This is a genomic window from Halopolyspora algeriensis (assembly GCF_003337235.1).
GTDB classification, from domain to species: domain Bacteria; phylum Actinomycetota; class Actinomycetes; order Mycobacteriales; family Pseudonocardiaceae; genus Haloactinomyces; species Haloactinomyces algeriensis.
The window spans coordinates 116264-135385 of record NZ_QPJC01000009.1 but is presented as its reverse complement, the minus strand read 5'-3'; the positions used below and the strand labels follow the sequence as shown (position 1 = coordinate 135385).

The following is a 19122-nucleotide window of genomic DNA, read 5'->3' as shown; positions in this document are numbered from 1 at the left end:
TCGGCCCGGGGAGTTCGATGCCCAGAGGAGCCAGATCAGTGCAGTTCTATCTCGACGGTTACAAGCCCGGTGACCCGTTCGTCGCGGACCCTCACCCGTCGGTGGCCGAGCGTCCGACCGGCCTGCCGGAGGAGGCCGATGTCGTGATCATCGGGTGCGGTCCGGCCGGGCTGCTGCTGGCAGCCCAGCTCGCCGAGTTCCCCGAGCTGCGCACCGTGATCGTCGACCGGCGGGACGGGCCGCTCGAGGTCGGCCAAGCCGACGGGGTCGCGTGCCGCACGGTGGAGATCTTCGAGACATTCGGCCTGGCCGACCAGCTCGTCCACGAGGGCTACCAGGTCAACGAGGTGACCTTCTGGCGACCGGACCCCGAGGATCACGGCTCGATCGTCCGCACCGGGCGCATCGACGATGTCGAGGACGATCTCTCCGAGATGCCGCACATGATCGTCAACCAGGCACGGATTCTGACCTATCTGCGCGACCACATGCGCCGCTCCGCCACCCGTGCCGAGCCGTTCTACGGGCTGCACGCCACCGACGTGCAGGTCGAGGACGACACCACCGCCGAACACCCGGTCACGGTCACGCTGCAGCACCTCGAGAACTTCGAGCCGACCGGCGAGAGCTCGACCATCCGCGCCCGCTACGTCGTCGGCTGCGAGGGCGCACGCAGCGCCACCCGGGAGGCCATCGGCCGCACGCTCGAGGGCGACGAGGCCAACCAGTCCTGGGGCGTGCTGGACGTCCTGGCCGTCACCGACTTCCCCGACATCCGGCTCAAGTCCACCATCCAGTCCGAGCAGGGCAGTCTCCTGATCATCCCGCGCGAAGGTGGCTACCTGGTCCGGCTCTACATCGAGCTCGACAACGACCGCGACGCCGAGATGCTGCACAACCGCAGCGTGATCCCGGAGAAGCTCACCGCGGTCGCCAACCGGATCCTGCACCCCTACAGCATCGACGTGAAGCACGTCGGCTGGTGGTCGGTCTACGAGGTCGGTCAGCGCCTGTGCGACCGCTTCGACGACGTCGGCGACTCCGAGGCCGGCACCCGCCTGCCGCGGGTGTTCATCGCCGGCGACGCCTGCCACACCCACAGCGCGAAGGCCGGGCAGGGCATGAACGTTTCGATGGCCGACGCCTGGAACCTCGGCTGGAAGCTCGGCACCGTGCTCAACGGGACTTCGCGGCCGGAGGTGCTGCGCACCTACTCCGCGGAACGCCAGCAGGTCGCCCAGGAACTCATCGACTTCGACCGCGAGTTCGCGGCGCTGTTCAGCGAGCGGCCGGATGACGATGAGGACGCCGACCCGACGCGGTTCCAGAACTACTTCCGCGACAAAGGCCGGTTCACCGCCGGCGTCGCGGTGCGCTATGGGCCCTCCGTCCTCACCGCGGCGTCACCCCGCCAGCACTTGGCGGAGGGCTTCCAGCTCGGGATGCGGTTCCACTCCGCGCCGGTCATCCGGCTGGCCGATGCCAAACCGGTGCACCTCGGTCACGCGGCCCGGGCCGATGGCGCCTGGCGCCTCTACGCGTTCGCCGACCCGGCTCACCCGGGCGCGCCCGACTCCCGGCTGCGGGCGCTGGCCGAGTTCCTGGCCTCGGAGAAGTCACCGATCGCCCGGTTCACCCCGTCGGAGGCCGACCCCGACTCGGTGATCGACGTGCGGGCCGTGCTCCAGCAGGGACATCGCGACGTCACCGTCGAGGATGTGCCACCGGTTCTGCTTCCCCGGAAGGGGCCGTTCGGACTCGTCGATTACGAGAAGGTCTTCTGCCCCGATCCGGCGACCGACATCTTCGAGCGGCGTGGCGTGGACCGGGAGCACGGAGCTCTCGTGGTCGTCCGGCCGGACCAGTACGTCGCGCACGTTCTTCCTCTCGACGCCCACCACGAGCTCGTCGACTTCCTGCGCGGGGCACTGGTCGAGGTCGGCACGCCCACCACCTCGTCCGACCGCGACGACGTCGGCGCGGTGACCGCTTCCCGGTAGCGGGATCCTCGCGCGCCGTCTCGGGTGACTCTCCCGTGGGCCCGGCCACCCGTCGGCCGGATCCGCGGTGCGAGGCTCCTTCTGCTGCCGGTGGCGAGGGACGAGCGGCACCGGGCTCGGCATCTATTCGGTACGTCCCATCGCGAGCATGCCCTTGAGGTCCAAATTGGCCTTGGTGCCGCCGTCGCAGAGAATGTCGACCCCGGCCCGGCGAGGTATCCAGGCTTGTCGCCGGCACAGAAGGCGAGCAGTTCTGCGATTTCCTCCGGGCTGCCGAATCGCTTGAGGGTAGCGTGGTCGAGCAGCTGTCCCGACCCGCTCTTCTCCTCGAGCCTACCCATCGCGATGTCGAAGGACCCCGGTGAGACGGAGAGAAGCCGCGCCCCCTTCGCGCCGAAAGTCGCCGCCATCTGCTGTGAGTACCAGATGACGAAGTTCTTGCTGAGTCGTCCCGGGTGTCCGGAGACTTATCGGTGTGGCAGCTCAGCGGTGGGCTGGGCTTGCTGGTGAGCGTAGTAGGCGGCTTCGAGCTCGACTGGGGGATGTCACCGCAGTGCTCGTATAGTCGGCGGTGGCTGAACCAGTCGACCCATTCGGCGGTCGCGAGCTCGACCTGCTCGACGGTGTGAGTCGTCCCGGGTTGTCCGATGAGCAAAAGCGCGAGGTGTGGCGGCGCTGGAAGCAGGGCGAGTCGCTCAGTGAGATCGGGCGGGCGCTGGGCCGAGTGGCCGGAGTGGTCCACAATGTCGTGTCCACCAACGGCGGCGTTGTGCCTGCCACGCGGACACGCTCGCCCGGTGCGTTGTCGCTGGCCGAGCGCGAGGATATCTCCCGTGGCTTGGCGCGGAAGGAGTCTTTCCGGGCGATTGCGGCTGGGCTGGGGCGCTGGCCGTCGATCTGGCCGGTGTCGATCAGGTGCTGACGCCGCCAGTTGTAGATTGTTTGATCACTGATATCGAGATTCGCCGCGACCTGTGCGACAGGCCTGCCCGCAGCAACGAGGTCGAGCACTTTGCGTCGGAACTCAGGTGGATACCGTCTGGGCACGCTGTCCTCCGTGAAGGTTGCTAGGTGATCAATCATCCAGCAACCCAACTCCGGACAACCCGAGGCAGATCAGACGGAGTCCACATGCCCAGGAGTACAAGACCTATTTGAGTGGGTTGATCCAGGTTATGTCGGGAAAGCGGGCGAAGTCGGTGTCGTTGGAGTGCATTTCGCCGTTGTTTTCGAGGGCGTAGGCGGCCAGTTGCGCGTCTGTGGTGAGGTTTCCGGCTGTTCCTGCTTTCTCGAGAAGGTCGAGTGCGGTCTGCAGGTGATTCGGCCCGGGGGTGAGTAGGTCGATGTTGGGCTGGGCGAGCCAGTCGTTGACGTAGCCGGTCGCGTCCGTGATGGCCAATGGGGATTGCAGGATGCGGGCGTTGGTGGCGATGCGCAGGAAGCCGAACACGGCTGGTTGGGTCAGGCCGATGCGGGTGGGGCTGTTGACGGTGCGCTCCCACCATGCGCGTGCGCGATCGTGGTGGGGGAATCCGGAGATGACGGCGTAGAGCAGGAGGTTGACATCGGGAATGATCATGATGGTTGCTGCGCGATGTGGAGGATCGCCTCGTCGTCGAGTTCGTCGGTCAGGCGATTGAACCCGGCAGGGTCGAACCCGGGCCGTACTGCCGAGTCGTGCGGAGTGAGGTGGTACGGCTCCTGCCGCTCGGGTTGCGGGCTCAGTGCACGCCGCAGTGCGTCGTTGATGACCTGCTTCATCGGCCGCCGGTCACGATGCACGGTGTCCTCGATCAGTTGAGCGACATCCTCGTCGATCGTCAAGGTGGTCCGCATGTATACCATCATGATGCTTTGGAGGTGAAGCGTCAAGGTGACGCGTTGACTCGCCAAAATGCCCGTGGAGGTGAGTCCACGCGCCGCCTGTGCTCTTCCGGACAACCCCATCCAGGCAGTCGTCGTTTTGCTGTGGCGCCGCGCGCCGCCTGCAGAGTACGGCCGCTGCCGATGTGGCGCCCGATCCTGGCCCATCGTCGGCGCTTGGCCTCGGGCAGCATCGACAGATCCCGGGTGTGGGCATCCACCTCGCGTTTGTGGTCAGCGGGAGATGTCGCTGACGACGCTGCCCGTCTGGGTTTCCGGCTGTTCCCGCGCGATGTCGGCTTGGGCGATCACTCCGATCACGCGCTGATCTCGGTCGAGCACCGGGATTCTGCGTATCCGGTGGCGCGACATCAGGGTCAGCGCTTCGTCCGCGGGGTGGCTGGCCCCCACGCACACCGGCTCGGAGTGAATGACATCCTGCACTCGCGTTTGCTCGGGGGCACCGCCGTCGGCCACACAGCCCACCACGATGTCGCGGTCGGTCAGGATGCCAATGGCCCGCTGGTCCTCATCGCAGATCGGTACGGAGCCCACACCGACGTCGCGCATCTTCGCCGCGACCGTGACCAGGGTGTCCTGGCCCTGGGCACACTCCGGATGTTGCGACATCAGCTCGCGCACGGTGGTCATCACCGCACCTCCCTCCCCCTCGGCCTTGTACCGGGGATACCCGGTGCCGCCCAATCACATGCAGATCCGATGTCGAGGCTGGTTGCAGGGTGCGGTAGACGGTCGGCCGGGACGCGGCGAACAGCTCGGTGAGGTCGGTGATGCTGTCACCGCCGACGGTTGAGCGACTCGGCACCGATCGGGAATCCGTGCGGCTTGCGCCGGTGTTGGCGCCGGTGTGACCGCACCATTGCGCTTTTCCGTCCTGGATCGTTCGCTCGTCCGCAGCGGGCGAAGCCCCTCGGAGTCGCTGTGCCGCACCGTCCGATTCGCCGTGGAAGCCGAGGCGCTCGGCTACCACCGGTTCTGGGTGGCCGAGCACCACGGGGTTCCGGGGGTGGCCGCTTCGGCTCCGACTGTGCTGGCCGCGGCGGTGGCATCGGCGACCTCGCGCATCCGGGTGGGCACGGGTGGGGTGATGCTGCCCAACCACCAGCCGCTCGTGGTGGCCGAGCAGTTCGGCGTGCTCGCATCGCTGTATCCGGGCCGGATCGACATGGGGCTGGGCCGATCGCTCGGGTTCACCGCGGCGGTGCGCCGAGCTCTGGGGCACGGCCGGGAATCCGCGGAGCACTTCGGAACGCAGCTCGCCGACCTGCTCGGCTACTTCGTGGGCGACCGGGACCCGCAGGTGCGCGCGATGCCGTCGGAGGGTCTGCGGATCCCGGTGTTCGTGCTGGCCACCGGGGCGGGCGCCGAGCACGCGGCACAGGCGGGGCTGCCGCTGGTGATCGCCGCCGTGCGCGGCGAGGAGGCTCTGCAGCGCTCGATCGAGCGCTACCGGCAGCAGTTCCGCCCGTCGCCGTGGTCGGCGCAGCCCTACGTGGTGCTCTCCCGGTCCGTCGCGGTCGCCGCAACCACCGAGCAAGCCCGTCGGCTGCTGGTGCCGGAAGCGTGGTCGACCGCGTACTCGCGCGTGCACGGTGCCTTCCCGCCCCTGGAGCCGGCCGAGGAGATCCTCGCCCGGCAGATGAGCCGCTGGGAGCAGGAGCAGTTCGATCGGGCGATGCGAGGCCACGTGTACGGCACCGGCGACGAGGTCGCCGACGCGTTGCAGTCGCTTGTGGACGACACCGGGGCCGATGAGGTGCTGGTCACCACCAGCGGTCATGACGAGGACGCCCTGCTCGACTCCTACCGCCGGCTGGCGCGGCTGATTCCCGAGGATCAGGCTTGAGACCGTGCCCGCCGACTCGGTCTCGTCGTCATACGGAGCACCGGTCGGGCCGATGACCGACCCCGGGACTCCACTGTGGAAACGCGTTCCCTCGCGTCTGGGGTCGGTTTCGAACGTACCGGGTCTACGTGCGGGGCAGGGTTTTGCGCAGCGCTGCGAGGCTTTGGCCCTGCATGGCTTTCGAGGCGACCGAGTCCGCGATCTGCCGGGGTGTCATGCGGCCCACCCCGGTGGGAGCGAGGTAGGTTTCCCCGCCGGGGCCGGTGATGTATTCCAGATGGGTCGCGACCAGCTGGAGTCGGGCGCGCCGGCCGCGTCCCGTTGCTTCCCAGCGTTCCACGCGGACCGCCAGAGCGCAGCAGGTGCAGACGAGCCGCCGCACGAACAGACCGTGCTCGTCGATGGCGGTGAACGGTTGATCGTGCACCCGTAGCGCGGGCCAGAGGTGACGGCCGCGTTGCCGACACGCCAGGATCGCCTCGGAGACGCGGTCGACGTAGGAGTCCACGTCCTCCTGGGGTGCGCGGCCGGAGCCGGTCTCCGGCTGCTGCTCCTGCTGAATCGACGGGAGTCGGGTCACGTTGTCTGCTGCCATCGGCCTCAAGGTACCTGCCCGCTGATGATCCGTCCTGGCAGCGGCCGAGTGAGCCTCGTCCTTGCTCCGGCCGGCTTCCGGCGAGCGGCCTGTTCCAGCCACTTGCGGTGGTGGCGTGGGTCAGCGGATGAGCTGTACGTCGATGTCGAGGTGGAGGTCGGCCCACGGCTGCTCGGCGGTGGCGACGGGTGGTGCCTTGCAGCAGAACCGTCAGGACAGCACCCAGGTCGCCGGCACTCTTCCGCCACGTCCTTCGGAAACAGGGCGTGAGCAGGCTGCGAGATCCGCGGACCCTGTTGGAGTTCAGTCGTGGCGGCCGGGCGGTGCGGGAGCCTGCAGGCCGAAGTGGACTCCGATCATTCGCACGGTGAAGCAGGTGGCGACCGCCGCCAGCGCGGCCGGTAATCCGTAGACGTCGGCGTGGATGGTGCCGACCGTGACCGCCGCGCCGAGCAGGGCGGGGATCGCGTAGAGGTCGCTTTGCAGCACCGACGGGATCCGCCGGACCAGGGTGTCGCGGATCGTGCCGCCGCCCACCCCGGTGATCGCGCCCAAAATGATCGCGGGCCCGATGCCCAGGCCGGCCCCGATTGCTTTGCTCGCGCCGATGACGGCGAACGTGCTCAAGCCGATGGCATCGAGCACGTTGATCGGCATCTCCAGTCGGTCCAGCCATTGGCTCAGGGCGAAGGCGAGCAGCCCGCCGCCGAGGGCCAGGGCCAGATACCGCCAGTCGCGGAAGGTGGCGGGAGGGACCGAGTCGATGAGCACGTCGCGCAGGATGCCGCCACCCAGCGCGGTGATCATGCCGAGAGCGACGACGCCGACGATGTCGAGCCGGGCGGCACGCACCGCGGTCAGCGCGCCGTTGAGCGCGAACGCGAACGTGCCGACGAAGTCCAACGCCAGCAGCAACGGCGGTTCGGTCGTCATACGGGCCTTTCCTCGAGGGACCCGCGCGTTCCCGGGCGGTGGCGGGCCGGCAGCAAAACCGGGTCAGGACGCACCGTAAGCCCTCCGGCGCCGGTCGGCGCTGGTGCGGGCCGCGGTTTGCGGCTGTCCCGGCGCGAGGAGAACCCCACGGTGCGGCGGACGTGCTGTACGGCAGTCGTGTTCCAGGGACTGCTCGTGCCGGGCGTACCGATGACACGACCCCGCCCATGCGGGCGGGGTCGTGTGCGCCTCTCCGGGCTGAGGACGTGTGGCTCACCCCTGACCGGGTGAGCCCCACGTCGGGATCAGGCGAGGTCGAACCGGTCGAGGTTCATCACCTTGTCCCAGGCCGCCACGAAGTCCTTGACGAACTTCTCCTCGGCGTCGTCGGACGCGTAGACCTCGGCCAGCACCCGCAGTTCGGAGTTCGAGCCGAAAACGAGGTCGACCCGGCTACCGGTCCACACGACCTGACCGGACGCGTCGCTGGCCTCGAAGGTCGTCGAGGACTCGTCGGCCGGCTTCCACGTGGTGCCCATGTCGAGCAGGTTGACGAAGAAGTCGTTGGTCAGCGTGCCGGGCTTGTCGGTGAGCACGCCCAGCGAGGACTGCTGGTGGTTCGCACCCAGCACGCGCAGGCCACCGACCAGGACCGTCATCTCGGGCGCGCTCAGGGTGAGCAGGTTCGCCTTGTCGATGAGCTGGTACTCCGCAGGCAGCGCGGTGTCCTTGCCGAGGTAGTTGCGGAACCCGTCGGCAGCCGGCTCGAGGTGGGAGAAGGACTCCACGTCGGTCAGCTCCTGGGTGGCGTCACCGCGACCCGGGGTGAACGGCACCTCGATGTCGAAACCGGCGGCCTTGGCCGCCTGCTCGACACCGACGCACCCGGCCAGTACGACCAGGTCGGCGAACGAGACCTGCTTGGCGCCGGACTCGGCGTTGAAGGACTGCTGGATGCCCTCCAGGGTGCTGATCACGGTGGAGAGCTTGTCCGGCTCGTTGACCTCCCAGTTGCGCTGCGGCTCGAGGCGGATACGGCCGCCGTTGGCGCCGCCGCGCTTGTCGCTGCCCCGGAACGTCGAGGCCGCGGCCCAGGCGGTGGAGACCAGCTGCTGCACGGTCAGGCCGGACTCGGCGATCCGCTGCTTCAGCGCGGCGATCTCCGTGGCGCCGACCAGTTCGTGGTCGGGCTTGGGGACCGGGTCCTGCCAGATCATTTCCTCGGACGGGACCTCCGAGCCGAGGTAACGGTCGACCGGGCCCATGTCGCGGTGGGTCAGCTTGAACCAGGCGCGGGCGAAGGCGTCGGCGAACTCGTCCGGGTTCGCCAGGAAGCGCCGCGCGATCGGCTCGTAGATCGGGTCGACCTTGAGCGAGATGTCCGTGGTGAGCATGTTCGGCGTGACCCGCTTCGACGGGTCGTGGGCGTCCGGGGCCGTGCCCTCGGCGGCGCCGTCCTTCGGGCGCCACTGCCAGCCGCCGCCCGGACCTTCGTAGCACTCCCACTCGTAGGCGAACAGGATCTCGAGGAAGCTGTTGTCCCACTGGGTCGGCGTGCCGGTCCAGGTGACCTCGAGCCCGCTGGTGATGGTGTCGGCGCCCTTGCCGGTGCCGTAGGAGCTCTGCCAGCCCAGGCCCTGCGCCTCGAGCGGGGCGGCCTCCGGGTTGGCCCCGAGGTTCGAGTCGGGGGCGGCACCGTGGGTCTTGCCGAAGGTGTGTCCACCGGCGATGAGCGCGAACGTCTCCTCGTCGTTCATCGCCATCCTGCCGAAGGTCTCGCGGATGTCGCGGGCCGCGGCGACGGGGTCCGGCTTGCCCTCGGGGCCCTCCGGGTTGACGTAGATGAGACCCATGTGGGTCGCACCCAGCGGCTTCTCCAGCTCACGCTGCTCTTCGTCGCCCGAGATGCGCTTGTCGCTGCCGAGCCAGGTGGTCTCGGAGCCCCAGTAGACGTCCCCTTCCGACTCCCAGGCGTCCTCCCGGCCGCCGGCGAAGCCGAAGGTCTCCAAGCCCATCGACTCCAGGGCCACGTTGCCACCGAGGACGATCAGGTCGGCCCAGGAGATCTTCCGGCCGTACTTCTGCTTGACCGGCCACAGCAGGCGGCGGCACTTGTCCGTACTGACGTTGTCCGGCCAGCTGTTGATGGGTGCGAACCGCTGCTGGCCGGAGCCCGCGCCGCCGCGGCCGTCGCTGACGCGGTAGGTACCCGCGCTGTGCCAGGCCGTCCGGATCATCAGCGGGCCGTAGTGGCCGAAGTCGGCGGGCCACCAGTCCTGCGAGGTGGTCAGGACCTCCTCGATGTCCCGCTTCACGGCGGCCAGGTCGAGGGTCTTGAACTCCTCGGCGTAGTTGAACTCCTCGCCCATCGGGTTTCGCTCGGCGGAGTTCTTGGCCAGGATCTTCAGGTTGAGGCGGTTCGGCCACCAGAAGTTGTTGCTGTCGCCCTGGGTCGGGTGCGGCAGCCCGTCGCCGTGCACGACCGGGCACTTGCCCCCGCTTTGTTCCGTGTCGGGAGTGTCAGTCACCGGGATTCCTTTCGGGATCAGTGGGGTGTTCGGGAACCATGCTGGGGGAACAGGCGGCGCACGTCCCCCAGAAGATGACCTCGGCTTCGTCGATCGCGAAGCCGTGGGGATCGGACTCGGCCAGACAGGGCGCGGCGCCCACGACGCAGTCGACGTCGGTGATCACGCCGCACGAGCGGCACACGATGTGGTGGTGATTGTCTCCGATGCGCGCCTCGTAGCGAGCCACGGAGCCCATCGGCTGGATGCTGCGCACCAGACCCGTCCTGGTCAGCGCATGGAGCACGTCGTAGACGGCCTGGTGGGAGACCTTGGGCAGTTCTCTGCGTACGGCGCCGATGATCGAATCCGTATCCGCGTGCGGATGATCGTGCACCGCCGACAGCACCGCTACTCGAGGACGCGTCACACGCAGCGCAACCTCGCGCAACATGCGTTCGAAGTCCGCCGTGGTCATTGGCACGCGTTGCAGTGTGGCCGACTTTCTGGATTCGCTCAAGAGTTGACACGGGATTCGTTTCGGGTCCCTCGTCATTCGGCAGTTCACGGCGGTCGCGGCCCTTGTCGGCACCGCGTCGAAAAACCGCGCCCTGTCAGGGCGCGCATACCTCCCCAATCTGAGCCGTGCTCGACCCGACGGCACTGATCCGGCAGCGGTACGGGGTCGGAAAGGGCGCAGTTGCTCCCTCCGCTGAGCACCGTGGCCACCCCGCCCGTTACCGGTGCCGCACCGGTCGCGGTGGGAGCGAACTCAATGCATCACGTCGTAGAGCACGTCCGGGCGGTTGCTGATGATTCCGTCGACACCGCGATCGAGCAGCGTGCGCATCCGGTCCGGATCGTCGACCGTGTACGGACTGATCGTCATGCCGTGCGCGTGCACCTCGGCGATGTATTCCGAACTCGCCTCGGAGTGGTGCGGGTTGACCTGATCGGAATAGGTGGCCACCTCGGCGAGCCGATCGGTGCTCGGGGCACCGAGGACACCGACCTCGACCTGCGGAAGCAGCTCGTGGAAGTGGCGGATGAAGCCCCAGTCGAAGCTTTGCACCACCAGATGCCGTCCGGTCGGATCGGGCCGGACCCAGTGCGGCCGCTGCTGCAGCTCGTCGGCGATTCGCTGCCCGATACCCGGGTACAGGTCGGGTGATTTCACTTCGAGGAGCAGTCCGGCCCGGGTGTGCTCGAGCAGGTCCAGCACCTCCGCCAGAGTCGGGACACGCTCCTCGGCGTACTTCGGGTCCTTCCACGAACCGGCGTCCAGGCTGCGGATCTCCGCGAGGGTGAAGTCGGCCACCCGCCACGGCGCACGATCGGGGTACTTCTGCTCGACGTCGGTGGTACGGGCCAGGGTCGTATCGTGGATCACGACCAGTCGGTTGTCCTTGGTTTGCTGGACGTCGATCTCGACGAGGTCGCTTTTCATCTCGACGCCCAGTCGGACCGCAGCCAGCGTGTTTTCCGGTGCGTAGGCCGAAGCGCCTCGATGGGCGATGTTCATGGCCTTGGTCTGGGGGGCGGTGCCGGCGGAAGCGACCGGTGTGGCAGCTACCAGGGCCAGCAGCGCACTTGCGGCAACGACCGCAAAGCGGTGCAGCATGCCTTTTCCTCTCTTGAGTGACAGTACTGTCGAACCATCCTGCTGATCACTGTTGAACTGTGCATGGTTCGCAGGTGTCATGACAGTGTCAACACCCTGAAGGCAGTACCGGCCGACTCGGGTGATTCGCTCCTGCTCGAGGAGGACCGGTGGGTGTCGCCGGTGGCACCGAGCCGACCCAGGCACCCACAGCTGCACGTCGTAGTGATCGAAGCCCCGGCCGCGGGTTTCCGGGGAGCACGTCCTTCGTCCGGGTCAGCTGTGTCGCAGGTGGTCGCGGAGGGTTCGCGCCACCCAGCCCATGAGTGTGTCGGCTTCGGGTTGGGTGGCCGCAGCCACCTGGGACTCGGTGAGTGCGGCGATGCCGAAGGTTTGCCCGTCGGCATGTTCGACGACGCCGACCTCGTGCCGCAGGTTGAGCAGGGTTCCGGTCTTCGACGACCACGTCGACGCATCGGAGCCGAATTCCGGCGCCAATCGGTGTCGTAGCAGGTTGTTGGCCATGAGTTCGCGGACGCGTGCACCGATGCTGCGATGGATCGGGGAGGGCGTCCACAGTGCCTGCAGCAGGTCGATGAAGGCTCGTGCCGAACCGGAGTTGGCGCGGGTGATGTCGAGCTGGGCCAGCGGGTGTCCGCGCCCGGTGGTGCCGGCGGTGATGGCCAGCGAGTGGGCGAGGGGCACCTCGGTGGCCCCGAAGCGTTCCGCCGGGGTTTCGGTGAGGTCGCGTATCCTGTGACGCGCCGTGATCCCGTGCAGATCCCACTGGTGCATCAGTCGTGTGACCTCGGCGGGTGAGGTGATGTCGAACAGGGCGTCGGCCGCTGCTCCGTCACTGATCGAGGTGCTCAGATACAGCAGATCGTCGATGGCCACGTGGGCTTCGTGACGGAATCGGCTCAAGCCGGTCGGGCCTGGGGTGGTGATGCGGCCGGGCTGCACTGCCACCGTGGTGGAGCCGTCGATGTCGCCACGGTGAATGCGTTCGAGTGTGGCGGCGGCGAGGGGGACCTTGATCAGTGAGGCGATCGGGTACGGCACGTCCGGATCGATGCCGATCTCGTAGCCGGAGCGCAGATCGCGCACGAGGAAGGAGCCTCGCAGCCCGCCACTGTCGAGCTCGGCCCGAAGACCTCGGATCAATGCTTCGGCGTTCACTCCGCCTCCTGCCTGTCCACTGTGACTCCGAGAGAGCGTGCGACGGCGTTGAACAGTCGGCTGCGGATGCGTTCGGCGTCGTCGGTGACAGCAGCCGCGATGCCGAAGCCACGCTCGAGCCGGACCTCGCCGATCGACCGCCACGCCATGTCGAGTTCGCGGGCCTGCGCAGCCGAACACACCAGCAGGTCCGCAGAGCCGAGAACGTCGGCTATCGCCGCGGTCAGCGACTCGGCGACGGCGACCTGAGCGGGATGTAATCCGACGGCGTCGCGGACCCGCATGAGGCGGTCCCGGATGTGCGGCACGTCGTCTTCCGGCTGGATCCAGATCCTGCGCCGTGGCACTCGGCGAGATCGTCCGACGCGCAGGGCTTCCAGGTGGACCGCGCGCGGGGGCATCGCAGCGGTACCGGCGAGACCCAAGGGCACGGTCCACGTTCCGGCATCGGCGGGCACCGCCGTGATGGCTGCCCGCACGTCGTGCGTGCGCACCAGCTCGGCGCGCTCACCCGGTGTGGCCGGGTGGAACTCGAGAAACAGGTCGTGCGCGCGGGCTTCGGAGTCGAGTTCGGCCAGGTCGCGCGTGGTGCAGGTTTCGGGGACGGCGATCCGCAGCGGGCGGGACTTGGCGCGCTGCGCGTCCTGTTCGATCGCGTCGGCGAGCCGCACCAGGCGCTGCGCCGAGGGCAGCATGTCCCTGCCGAACGGGGTCAGAACCGCCCGGCGGCTGGAGCGATCGAACAAGCGCTCACCGAGGTGGCGTTCGAGCGCCGAGATGCGGCGACTGGCCACCGACTGGGGAATGCGGGCGAGGGCGGCTCCGCGGGTGAAGCTGCCCGCCTCGCTCACGGCCACGAACGCTTTGCAGCCACCGACGAGATCCACGCGCGCAGTCTATGCGCTTTCGGCATCGAATCATCCGCTGGTGACTTGGACGGGATGACCCGGGGCTGCCGAGACTGTTCGCGACGATCAACGACGAAAGGAACTCCCGTGCTCATACGGCGCGTCCACCGGGCACTCCTGATCCCCCTGGCCTTCCTCGTGCTCGTCGGGTGCACCGGCGTCGAGGCCGACCCGCCTGCGCCCTCGACGACGTCGGCAGCCACGGCAGCCGAGGTCACAGCACTGCGCGAAGAGTTCGATCGGCTCGAACGCGAATTCGGCGCTCGCCTCGGGGTGTACGCCGTGGATACGGCGACGGGACAGGAACTCGCCTACCACGCTGACGAGCGTTTCGCCTACGCTTCCACCCTCAAGGCGCTGTTGGCAGGCGCGGTCCTGCGGCAGAACACGATCGGGGAGCTGAACAAGAAGATCACCTACGATCGCGGCGCTCTCGTGCCCTATTCTCCGATCACGAAAAAGCACGTCGCCAGTGGTATGACGCTGCGCGCCGTGCTCGATGCCGCTGTGCGCCACAGCGACAACACCGCCGGGAATCTCCTGTTCCGCGAAATCGGTGGCCCGCAGGGCCTGAACGCGGTGCTGCGCAGCATCGGCGACACGACCACCCGCGTCGCCCGGATCGAACCCGAGCTCAACGAGTTCACACCCGGCGACATCCGCGACACCAGCACCCCGCGCGCACTGGCCACCAGCCTGCGCGCGTTCACCGTGGGAGACGCCCTGGCGGCGGACGAACGCGCCCTGCTCAACACGATGCTGCGTACCACCACCACCGGCGATGAGCTCATCCGGGCGGGAGCACCGGCCGGGTGGCAGGTCGGTGACAAAAGCGGCGCCGCCGACTACGGAACCCGCAACGACATCGCCATCCTCCGGCCCCCGGAGGGCGCGCCCATCATGCTCGCGATCCTGTCCGACCGGAACACCCAGGACGCCGAGTACGACAACGCTCTCATCGCCCAAGCCGCCACGGTGGCACTCCGGGCCTTCCGGTGATCCGGGAGTCCAGAACATGGCGCCGACCTCAGCACGGCTGAGCGGTCTCGGTCCGGTGTTCTCGTGCCGGCATGGCCGGAAAGCAGATGCTCGGTCGGAACTACTCGCTGTTTCCGCCGCGACCGCGGGGTGGAGGAATCTCGTCGACCCCGCGGGCGCGGGCGGTTTTTCCGGCGCGCACGCGGGGGGCGGCGGGAAGCACGCGGCTCGGTGGCAGGTGTTCGTGTAGCTGGTGGCGGATGAGTTCGGCATCGGCCACGGTCCAGGTCACCACGATTTCGTCATCGCGTAGCCGGTCGCCGGCGTGGTCGAGCCACCGGTTGGCGTGGCGCACCACGCGGGCCGTTCGGCCGTGCTGACCGGCCAGTTCGGCGGCGATGGCGCACAGGTTGCGCCAGCGGCGGTGTTCGGCGTCGTTGGTGTCGCCAGTGGTCTGCACGGACACGAGCACCCCCAGCTGATCGGGAAACCACCTCCAGTGAAACGGGGACGGGGTCGGCCGAGGTACCGACAAACGGGCCAGACCGGCGTCCCCGCGCGGGCTTCACGGATCGGCTCGGGGGTGGTGCGGTGGCGGCTCAGGCGATGCCGAGGAAGACCACCAGGGCCCGGGACAGCCGCAGCATGTCCTCATCGGCCAGGTGACCGAGCCGAGTGTCGAGGTTCGCCCGCGGCATGGTGGTGGGCGCCGACCATCACCCAAGCCCGGCTGACCGCCATTGACGGTGTTCGAGTTCCCCTGAACCTCGAGGAGTGAATCGTGGCCGGTTCCAGGAGATGCCTGGTGTGTGAGCGCAGGGTGTGCCGACGCGGGGCGATTCCGACCCATCTGATCGGAGTCCTCGTTCCGACCAGGCACGACCCTCGCTGCCGGAGGGTTCTGCACCCCTCTCCTCGGATCCCGAGCCGGCGCCGCCGGTGGCCGTCGAACCGAGGCCACCCGGCGCCTGCCCGAATCCGGGTTACTGCCTGGAGCGCGGTTTGGACATCAGGTTGTGCGCGGCGGCTTTGACCTTGTCCGGCAGGATCGAGCTGGCCGCTCCCATGGCCTTGGTCGTTCCGGAGCCGGCGACGATCTTCTGCCTGCCCGCCATGAGCGCCTCGAATCCCTGCTGGGCGACCTGTGCGGGGTCGTCCTTCGGCCCCCGACCGATACGCGCGCTCTCCAGCCGGGCACGCCGGAAGAAGTTCGTGTCGGTCGGCCCGGGCTCCAGCGAGGTGATGGTGACCCGGGTTTCCTTGAGCTCGTCGGCGACCGCTTCGGCGAACGACTGCACGAACGACTTCGACGCGTTGTAGACCGCCTGGTACGAGCCCGGCATCATCGAGGCGATCGAGGAGGTGAACAGCATCTTGCCCTCGTTGCGGGCCACCATGTCGGTCAGCAGGCGCTTGGCCAGGTGCACGGTCGAGATGACATTGAGGTTGAGGACCGTGAGTTCGTCGGCGAGGTCGTTGTTCACGAACGAGCCGCCCTGGCCCACGCCGGCGTTGAGCGCGGCGGCGTCCACCGGCCGCCCCGTCGCGCCGATCGCGGCGTAGAGCTTTTCCACACCGTTGTAGTCGGTCAGGTCCGCCTGTACGGGTGTGACTTCGGCGCCGGTTTCCCGGAGCTTCTCGGCGGCCCCGTCCAAGCCAGTCTCCTCGGCGTTGATCAACAGATCGAAGCCGTTGTGGGCGAACTGCCTGGCCAGTTCATAACCGATGCCGCTGGAGGCGCCGGTGATCACGGCGAGTTGTTTGGTGTCTGCCATTGCTCGTGGATACCCACCACCACGGCCCGGTACTCCGAAGAGGTATGTCCCGGGGTTCGCGGAGTCGCGTTCCCGGCTCACATGCCACGCTGAGCATCCTGCGTTCGTAGTATCTCCTGGCGTCGTCAACAGCATCGAAAAGCAGAGGAACTGTCTGCCGAAGGGGTGGATCGAGTGAGCGGACACAAGTACGCGGCCACCGCAACGCGGGAAGGCAAGTGGTGGGTTGTCGAGGTCGACGATCTCGGAACAACTCAAGGGCGTAGCGTTTCCGAAGCTCGCGCCATGGCCCAGGATCTGGTGGCGACCATGCTCGATGTTCCGGCTACCGACGTCGAAGTTTCCGTCACGGTGGCGCTCTCCCCGGGCGGAGCGGTCAGTGGTGGTGGGCCAGTTCGGCGTGCGGGTCGTGTTCGGTGGTGGGGGCGGGGTCGGTGTGCACACCGGCTCGTCTCAGGCGGGGTACGGCGTGCAGCAGGCGGTGTTCGGCGTCGACGGCGATGGCGTGTGCGTCGATGACGGAGAGGTTCGGGTCGACGACCAGGTCGGTTTCGGCGTGTAGCTGGTGGCCGACCCAGCGCATCCGCACCGTGTCCACGGCCAGCACCCCCGGGGTGGCCCGCAATGTCTGTTCGGCGTGCTCGATCAGGGCGGGGTCGACGGCGTCGAGCGTGCGGGCGAAGACTTCCTTCGCGGCGCCGTAGAGCACGGAGACGATCGCCGCGGTGATCAGCAATCCGATCACCGGGTCGGCCCAGGCCCAGCCCAGCCAGGCGCCGCCGGCGGCCAGCAGCACGCCCAGGGAGGTGAACCCGTCGGTGCGGGCATGCAGCCCGTCGGCGACCAGGGCGGCCGAGCCGATCCGACGCCCCACGATGATGCGGTAGCGGGCCACGAGCTCGTTGCCGGCGAATCCGACGAGTCCGGCCGCGGCGACCCAGCCGATGTTGCTCATCTGCTGCGGATGAACCAGGCGGTCGATCGCGGTCCAGGCGGCCAGCACCGCCGAGGCGGACATCACCAGCAGGATCACCAGCCCGGCGAGGTCTTCGCTGCGCCCGAGCCCGTAGGTGAACCGGCGGGTGGCTGCTCGCCTGCCCAGCATGAACGCGACCGCCAGGGGAACCGCTGTGAGCGCGTCGGCGACGTTGTGCAGCGTGTCGCCCAACAGCGCCACCGAGCCGGTGAACGACACCAGGACAGCCTGGGCCACTGCGGTGACCATGAGTCCGGCAAACGAGATCCACAGCGCCCGCATCCCGACCCGGCTGGTCCGCACAGCTTCGTCGACGATGTCGGTGCTGTCATGACTGTGCGGGGTTACCGCGTAGACGACGCGCGACCACCAGTGCGCCACCCGGTTGCCCTCGGGACCGTGTCCGTGGTCGTGGTCGTGATGGTGGCCGGAGTTGTGCTCGTGGGGGTGCGCGGTCTCGTCGGTCACGGCGGCATCGACTCCCAGTGGTGGACAGCAGGCACCGAACAGCAGCACCATATGTGCCCATGTACGCACGCGACAATGCTGCAGGTGCCAGTACCGGGCAACAACTCCCCGCCGATGAGCTGGTGGAGGCCGCGGGCACGGCGCTGCGGATGCTGGCCGATCCCACCCGGTTGCGGATCGTGTGGCTGCTGCGCGAAACCGAGATGGACGTGGCCGGCCTGGCCGCTGCCACCGGGGCGGCCCGGCCTGCGGTCTCACAGCACTTGGCCAAGCTCCGCCTGGCCGGGCTGCTGCGGATGCGCCGGGAAGGACGCCGGGCGATCTACACCGTCCGCGGCGGCCACGTGCGGCGTCTGATCGAGGAGGTGGTCTCGGCCGCCGAGCATCACCTCACCGGAGCCCCCGACCACGACTGAACACGGCAGAACAGTGCACCGTGGCCGGTCAGGGCGAGACGGTGGTGCTCTCGGACCGGGTGGCGAGCCGCCATGCGGCTTGAGAGGTGCCGGTCGGCTGAGGTCGGCGACCATGCGGGCGTCGTCGATCCGTTCGGCACCGACTGCGCGAACGTTCGGCGGTCGTCCCCGTTCGGCGAGAGCCGAGCTGTTCGGAGAGCTCGAGGGCCGGATGCGGTCGCGCTCCGCGAGCACGGGCGCTCATGCGCTTTCGCGATGCCTCGCCGAGGGCGGTGCCGAACGTCTCCGTCGCAGGACCACCGGCTCGGGCGCCTCGTCGCCGTCGATGTCGGTGGACTGCTCGGGACGCCTCGCCTGCGGAATATCGGGACCGCTTTCCTCGCTGCGCAGCACCGCCAGACCGGCCACCAGCAGGACGCCGAGCAGTATCGGCAGGTGCGAGGCCACGCGGGCCGTGCTCACGTTGTCCAGCACCAGGTCGAAGCCGGACAGTCCGAACAGCACGCACGCGAAGCTGAGCAGGACCGGCAGGTGTGCGGTGGCGTGGTGGGCGCGCAGCGCGACCCATCCCAGCGCCACCGCGATCGCCGCGTTCCACGCCCCCGTCTCGTGGCTGATGTGCGGCATCGTCCCCCTGAAGGCGGGGCCCGTGTGCACGCTCACTCCCATACCGGTGAGCTGCAGCAGGGCCACCAGCAGCTGCACCGCCGCCACCAGTGCCAACATCCCGCGCAGCACCATCCGCAGCCGCCGCCCCGCCCGCCCGCGCAGGCGGTCGAGCCGGCGCGGCTGCCAGGCGGGCAGTACCGAGGCGGTCACGTCCGGCCCCGGCTCGGCGGGCAGCAGCCGGACCGACCGGGTGATGGCGGTCATCGCCTCGTAACGCTGCCGGCAGTCGGCACAGCCGTCGAGATGCGCTTCGGCCGCGAGCCACTCCTCCTCACCTGCCTCTCCGTCGAGCTCGGCGGAGAGGATCTCGGTCGTTTCGAGGCAGTCCACACGGTTCTGGTCGTACACGGCAGCCTGCGAGTTCCTTTCCCGCCTTGGAAAGTTCTGC

18 protein-coding genes and 4 pseudogenes are annotated in these 19122 nt (G+C 68.4%); 5 read left to right on the top strand and 17 right to left on the bottom strand.

Annotated features, from left to right (window positions below):
* Window positions 1–38: 38 nt before the first annotated feature.
* Complete coding sequence (locus DFQ14_RS14730) at window positions 39–2000, top strand: FAD-dependent monooxygenase (RefSeq protein WP_114453857.1); 1962 nt, start codon at window positions 39–41, stop codon at window positions 1998–2000.
* A gap of 266 nt (window positions 2001–2266) precedes the next feature.
* Here DFQ14_RS14730 and DFQ14_RS22655 read toward each other — a convergent pair.
* Together DFQ14_RS22655 and DFQ14_RS22060 are read right to left on the bottom strand one after the other, a co-directional pair.
* Window positions 2267–2410 (bottom strand): annotated as a pseudogene (locus tag DFQ14_RS22655) (oxidoreductase); the annotation flags it as partial.
* Window positions 2411–2467: 57 nt separating this feature from the next.
* A pseudogene (locus DFQ14_RS22060) lies at window positions 2468–2625 on the bottom strand (IS3 family transposase); the annotation flags it as partial.
* Here DFQ14_RS22060 and DFQ14_RS22565 point away from each other — a divergent pair.
* Window positions 2626–2895, top strand: a pseudogene (locus DFQ14_RS22565) (helix-turn-helix domain-containing protein); the annotation flags it as partial.
* 50 nt (window positions 2896–2945) lie between these two features.
* On the opposite strand, the pseudogene DFQ14_RS14710 reads toward DFQ14_RS22565, so the two are convergent.
* From DFQ14_RS14710 to DFQ14_RS14695, 4 genes and pseudogenes are all read right to left on the bottom strand, one after another.
* A pseudogene (locus DFQ14_RS14710) lies at window positions 2946–3083 on the bottom strand (hypothetical protein); the annotation flags it as partial.
* A gap of 67 nt (window positions 3084–3150) precedes the next feature.
* Window positions 3151–3579: a type II toxin-antitoxin system VapC family toxin gene (locus DFQ14_RS14705; protein WP_114453855.1), complete on the bottom strand. Its 429-nt coding sequence runs from the start codon at window positions 3577–3579 to the stop codon at window positions 3151–3153.
* On the bottom strand, window positions 3576–3836 hold the full coding sequence (locus DFQ14_RS14700) for an antitoxin (protein WP_114453854.1): 261 nt from the start codon (window positions 3834–3836) through the stop codon (window positions 3576–3578). Before DFQ14_RS14700 ends, DFQ14_RS14705 begins: the two co-directional genes overlap by 4 nt.
* 261 nt (window positions 3837–4097) lie before the next feature.
* Entirely contained in the window at window positions 4098–4514 is a 417-nt protein-coding gene (locus DFQ14_RS14695) for a CBS domain-containing protein (RefSeq protein WP_114453853.1), read from the bottom strand.
* Between the two features lie 217 nt (window positions 4515–4731).
* Here DFQ14_RS14695 and DFQ14_RS14690 point away from each other — a divergent pair, with 217 nt between their 5' ends.
* Window positions 4732–5730: an LLM class flavin-dependent oxidoreductase gene (locus tag DFQ14_RS14690; RefSeq protein WP_246195625.1), complete on the top strand. Its 999-nt coding sequence runs from the start codon at window positions 4732–4734 to the stop codon at window positions 5728–5730.
* Between the two features lie 124 nt (window positions 5731–5854).
* On the opposite strand, the gene DFQ14_RS14685 is transcribed toward DFQ14_RS14690, so the two are convergent.
* From DFQ14_RS14685 to DFQ14_RS14655, 7 genes are all read right to left on the bottom strand, one after another.
* The gene (locus tag DFQ14_RS14685) at window positions 5855–6325 is read right to left on the bottom strand and encodes a hypothetical protein (RefSeq protein WP_114453852.1); all 471 of its coding nucleotides are present in this window, start codon (window positions 6323–6325) and stop codon (window positions 5855–5857) included.
* Window positions 6326–6628: 303 nt separating this feature from the next.
* Window positions 6629–7258 carry a trimeric intracellular cation channel family protein gene (locus DFQ14_RS14680; RefSeq protein ID WP_114453851.1) on the bottom strand — a complete coding sequence of 210 codons (630 nt, stop codon included), beginning with the start codon at window positions 7256–7258 and terminating at the stop codon, window positions 6629–6631.
* A 305-nt stretch (window positions 7259–7563) separates the two neighbouring features.
* The gene (gene katG, locus DFQ14_RS14675; RefSeq protein WP_114453850.1) at window positions 7564–9786 is read right to left on the bottom strand and encodes a catalase/peroxidase HPI; all 2223 of its coding nucleotides are present in this window, start codon (window positions 9784–9786) and stop codon (window positions 7564–7566) included.
* Window positions 9779–10219 (bottom strand): Fur family transcriptional regulator, encoded by a 441-nt coding sequence (locus DFQ14_RS14670; RefSeq protein ID WP_114453905.1) that lies wholly within the window; start codon window positions 10217–10219, stop codon window positions 9779–9781. The genes katG and DFQ14_RS14670 overlap by 8 nt, the downstream gene beginning before the upstream one ends.
* Before the next feature lie 318 nt (window positions 10220–10537).
* Complete coding sequence (locus DFQ14_RS14665; protein WP_114453849.1) at window positions 10538–11386, bottom strand: glycerophosphodiester phosphodiesterase; 849 nt, start codon at window positions 11384–11386, stop codon at window positions 10538–10540.
* Window positions 11387–11641: 255 nt separating this feature from the next.
* On the bottom strand, window positions 11642–12544 hold the full coding sequence (locus DFQ14_RS14660; RefSeq protein ID WP_114453848.1) for a serine hydrolase: 903 nt from the start codon (window positions 12542–12544) through the stop codon (window positions 11642–11644).
* On the bottom strand, window positions 12541–13431 hold the full coding sequence (locus tag DFQ14_RS14655; RefSeq protein WP_114453847.1) for a LysR family transcriptional regulator: 891 nt from the start codon (window positions 13429–13431) through the stop codon (window positions 12541–12543). Before DFQ14_RS14655 ends, DFQ14_RS14660 begins: the two co-directional genes overlap by 4 nt.
* A gap of 108 nt (window positions 13432–13539) precedes the next feature.
* Here DFQ14_RS14655 and bla point away from each other — a divergent pair, with 108 nt between their 5' ends.
* Window positions 13540–14451 (top strand): class A beta-lactamase, encoded by a 912-nt coding sequence (bla, locus tag DFQ14_RS14650; RefSeq protein ID WP_246195626.1) that lies wholly within the window; start codon window positions 13540–13542, stop codon window positions 14449–14451.
* 100 nt (window positions 14452–14551) lie between these two features.
* Here the strand turns inward: bla and DFQ14_RS14645 are convergent, their stop codons facing one another.
* The 3 genes from DFQ14_RS14645 to DFQ14_RS14630 form a co-directional block, all read right to left on the bottom strand.
* Window positions 14552–14890, bottom strand: a complete 339-nt coding sequence (locus DFQ14_RS14645; protein ID WP_141921331.1) for a hypothetical protein — start codon at window positions 14888–14890, stop codon at window positions 14552–14554.
* A 523-nt stretch (window positions 14891–15413) separates the two neighbouring features.
* A complete protein-coding gene (locus DFQ14_RS14635; RefSeq protein ID WP_114453844.1) occupies window positions 15414–16205 on the bottom strand; it encodes an SDR family NAD(P)-dependent oxidoreductase in 792 nt (263 codons plus the stop codon).
* A gap of 376 nt (window positions 16206–16581) precedes the next feature.
* Window positions 16582–17718 (bottom strand): cation diffusion facilitator family transporter, encoded by a 1137-nt coding sequence (locus DFQ14_RS14630; protein ID WP_246195627.1) that lies wholly within the window; start codon window positions 17716–17718, stop codon window positions 16582–16584.
* Here DFQ14_RS14630 and DFQ14_RS14625 point away from each other — a divergent pair.
* Window positions 17709–18065 (top strand): ArsR/SmtB family transcription factor, encoded by a 357-nt coding sequence (locus DFQ14_RS14625; RefSeq protein WP_114453842.1) that lies wholly within the window; start codon window positions 17709–17711, stop codon window positions 18063–18065. The genes DFQ14_RS14630 and DFQ14_RS14625 overlap by 10 nt on opposite strands.
* 240 nt (window positions 18066–18305) lie before the next feature.
* Here the strand turns inward: DFQ14_RS14625 and DFQ14_RS14620 are convergent, their stop codons facing one another.
* A complete protein-coding gene (locus DFQ14_RS14620) occupies window positions 18306–19082 on the bottom strand; it encodes a zf-HC2 domain-containing protein (protein ID WP_114453841.1) in 777 nt (258 codons plus the stop codon).
* Between the last annotated feature and the right edge of the window lie 40 nt (window positions 19083–19122).

Bases quoted from the DNA above. Each gene is read 5' to 3' on its own strand.
- DFQ14_RS14705 (WP_114453855.1), bottom strand. From the start codon at position 3,579: ATGATCATTCCCGATGTCAACCTCCTGCTCTACGCCGTCATCTCCGGA.
- DFQ14_RS14700 (WP_114453854.1), bottom strand. From the start codon at position 3,836: ATGCGGACCACCTTGACGATCGACGAGGATGTCGCTCAACTGATCGAG.
- DFQ14_RS14695 (WP_114453853.1), bottom strand. From the start codon at position 4,514: ATGACCACCGTGCGCGAGCTGATGTCGCAACATCCGGAGTGTGCCCAG.
- DFQ14_RS14685 (WP_114453852.1), bottom strand. From the start codon at position 6,325: ATGGCAGCAGACAACGTGACCCGACTCCCGTCGATTCAGCAGGAGCAG.
- DFQ14_RS14680 (WP_114453851.1), bottom strand. From the start codon at position 7,258: ATGACGACCGAACCGCCGTTGCTGCTGGCGTTGGACTTCGTCGGCACG.
- DFQ14_RS14670 (WP_114453905.1), bottom strand. From the start codon at position 10,219: ATGTTGCGCGAGGTTGCGCTGCGTGTGACGCGTCCTCGAGTAGCGGTG.
- DFQ14_RS14665 (WP_114453849.1), bottom strand. From the start codon at position 11,386: ATGCTGCACCGCTTTGCGGTCGTTGCCGCAAGTGCGCTGCTGGCCCTG.
- DFQ14_RS14635 (WP_114453844.1), bottom strand. From the start codon at position 16,205: ATGGCAGACACCAAACAACTCGCCGTGATCACCGGCGCCTCCAGCGGC.
- DFQ14_RS14625 (WP_114453842.1), top strand. From the start codon at position 17,709: ATGTACGCACGCGACAATGCTGCAGGTGCCAGTACCGGGCAACAACTC.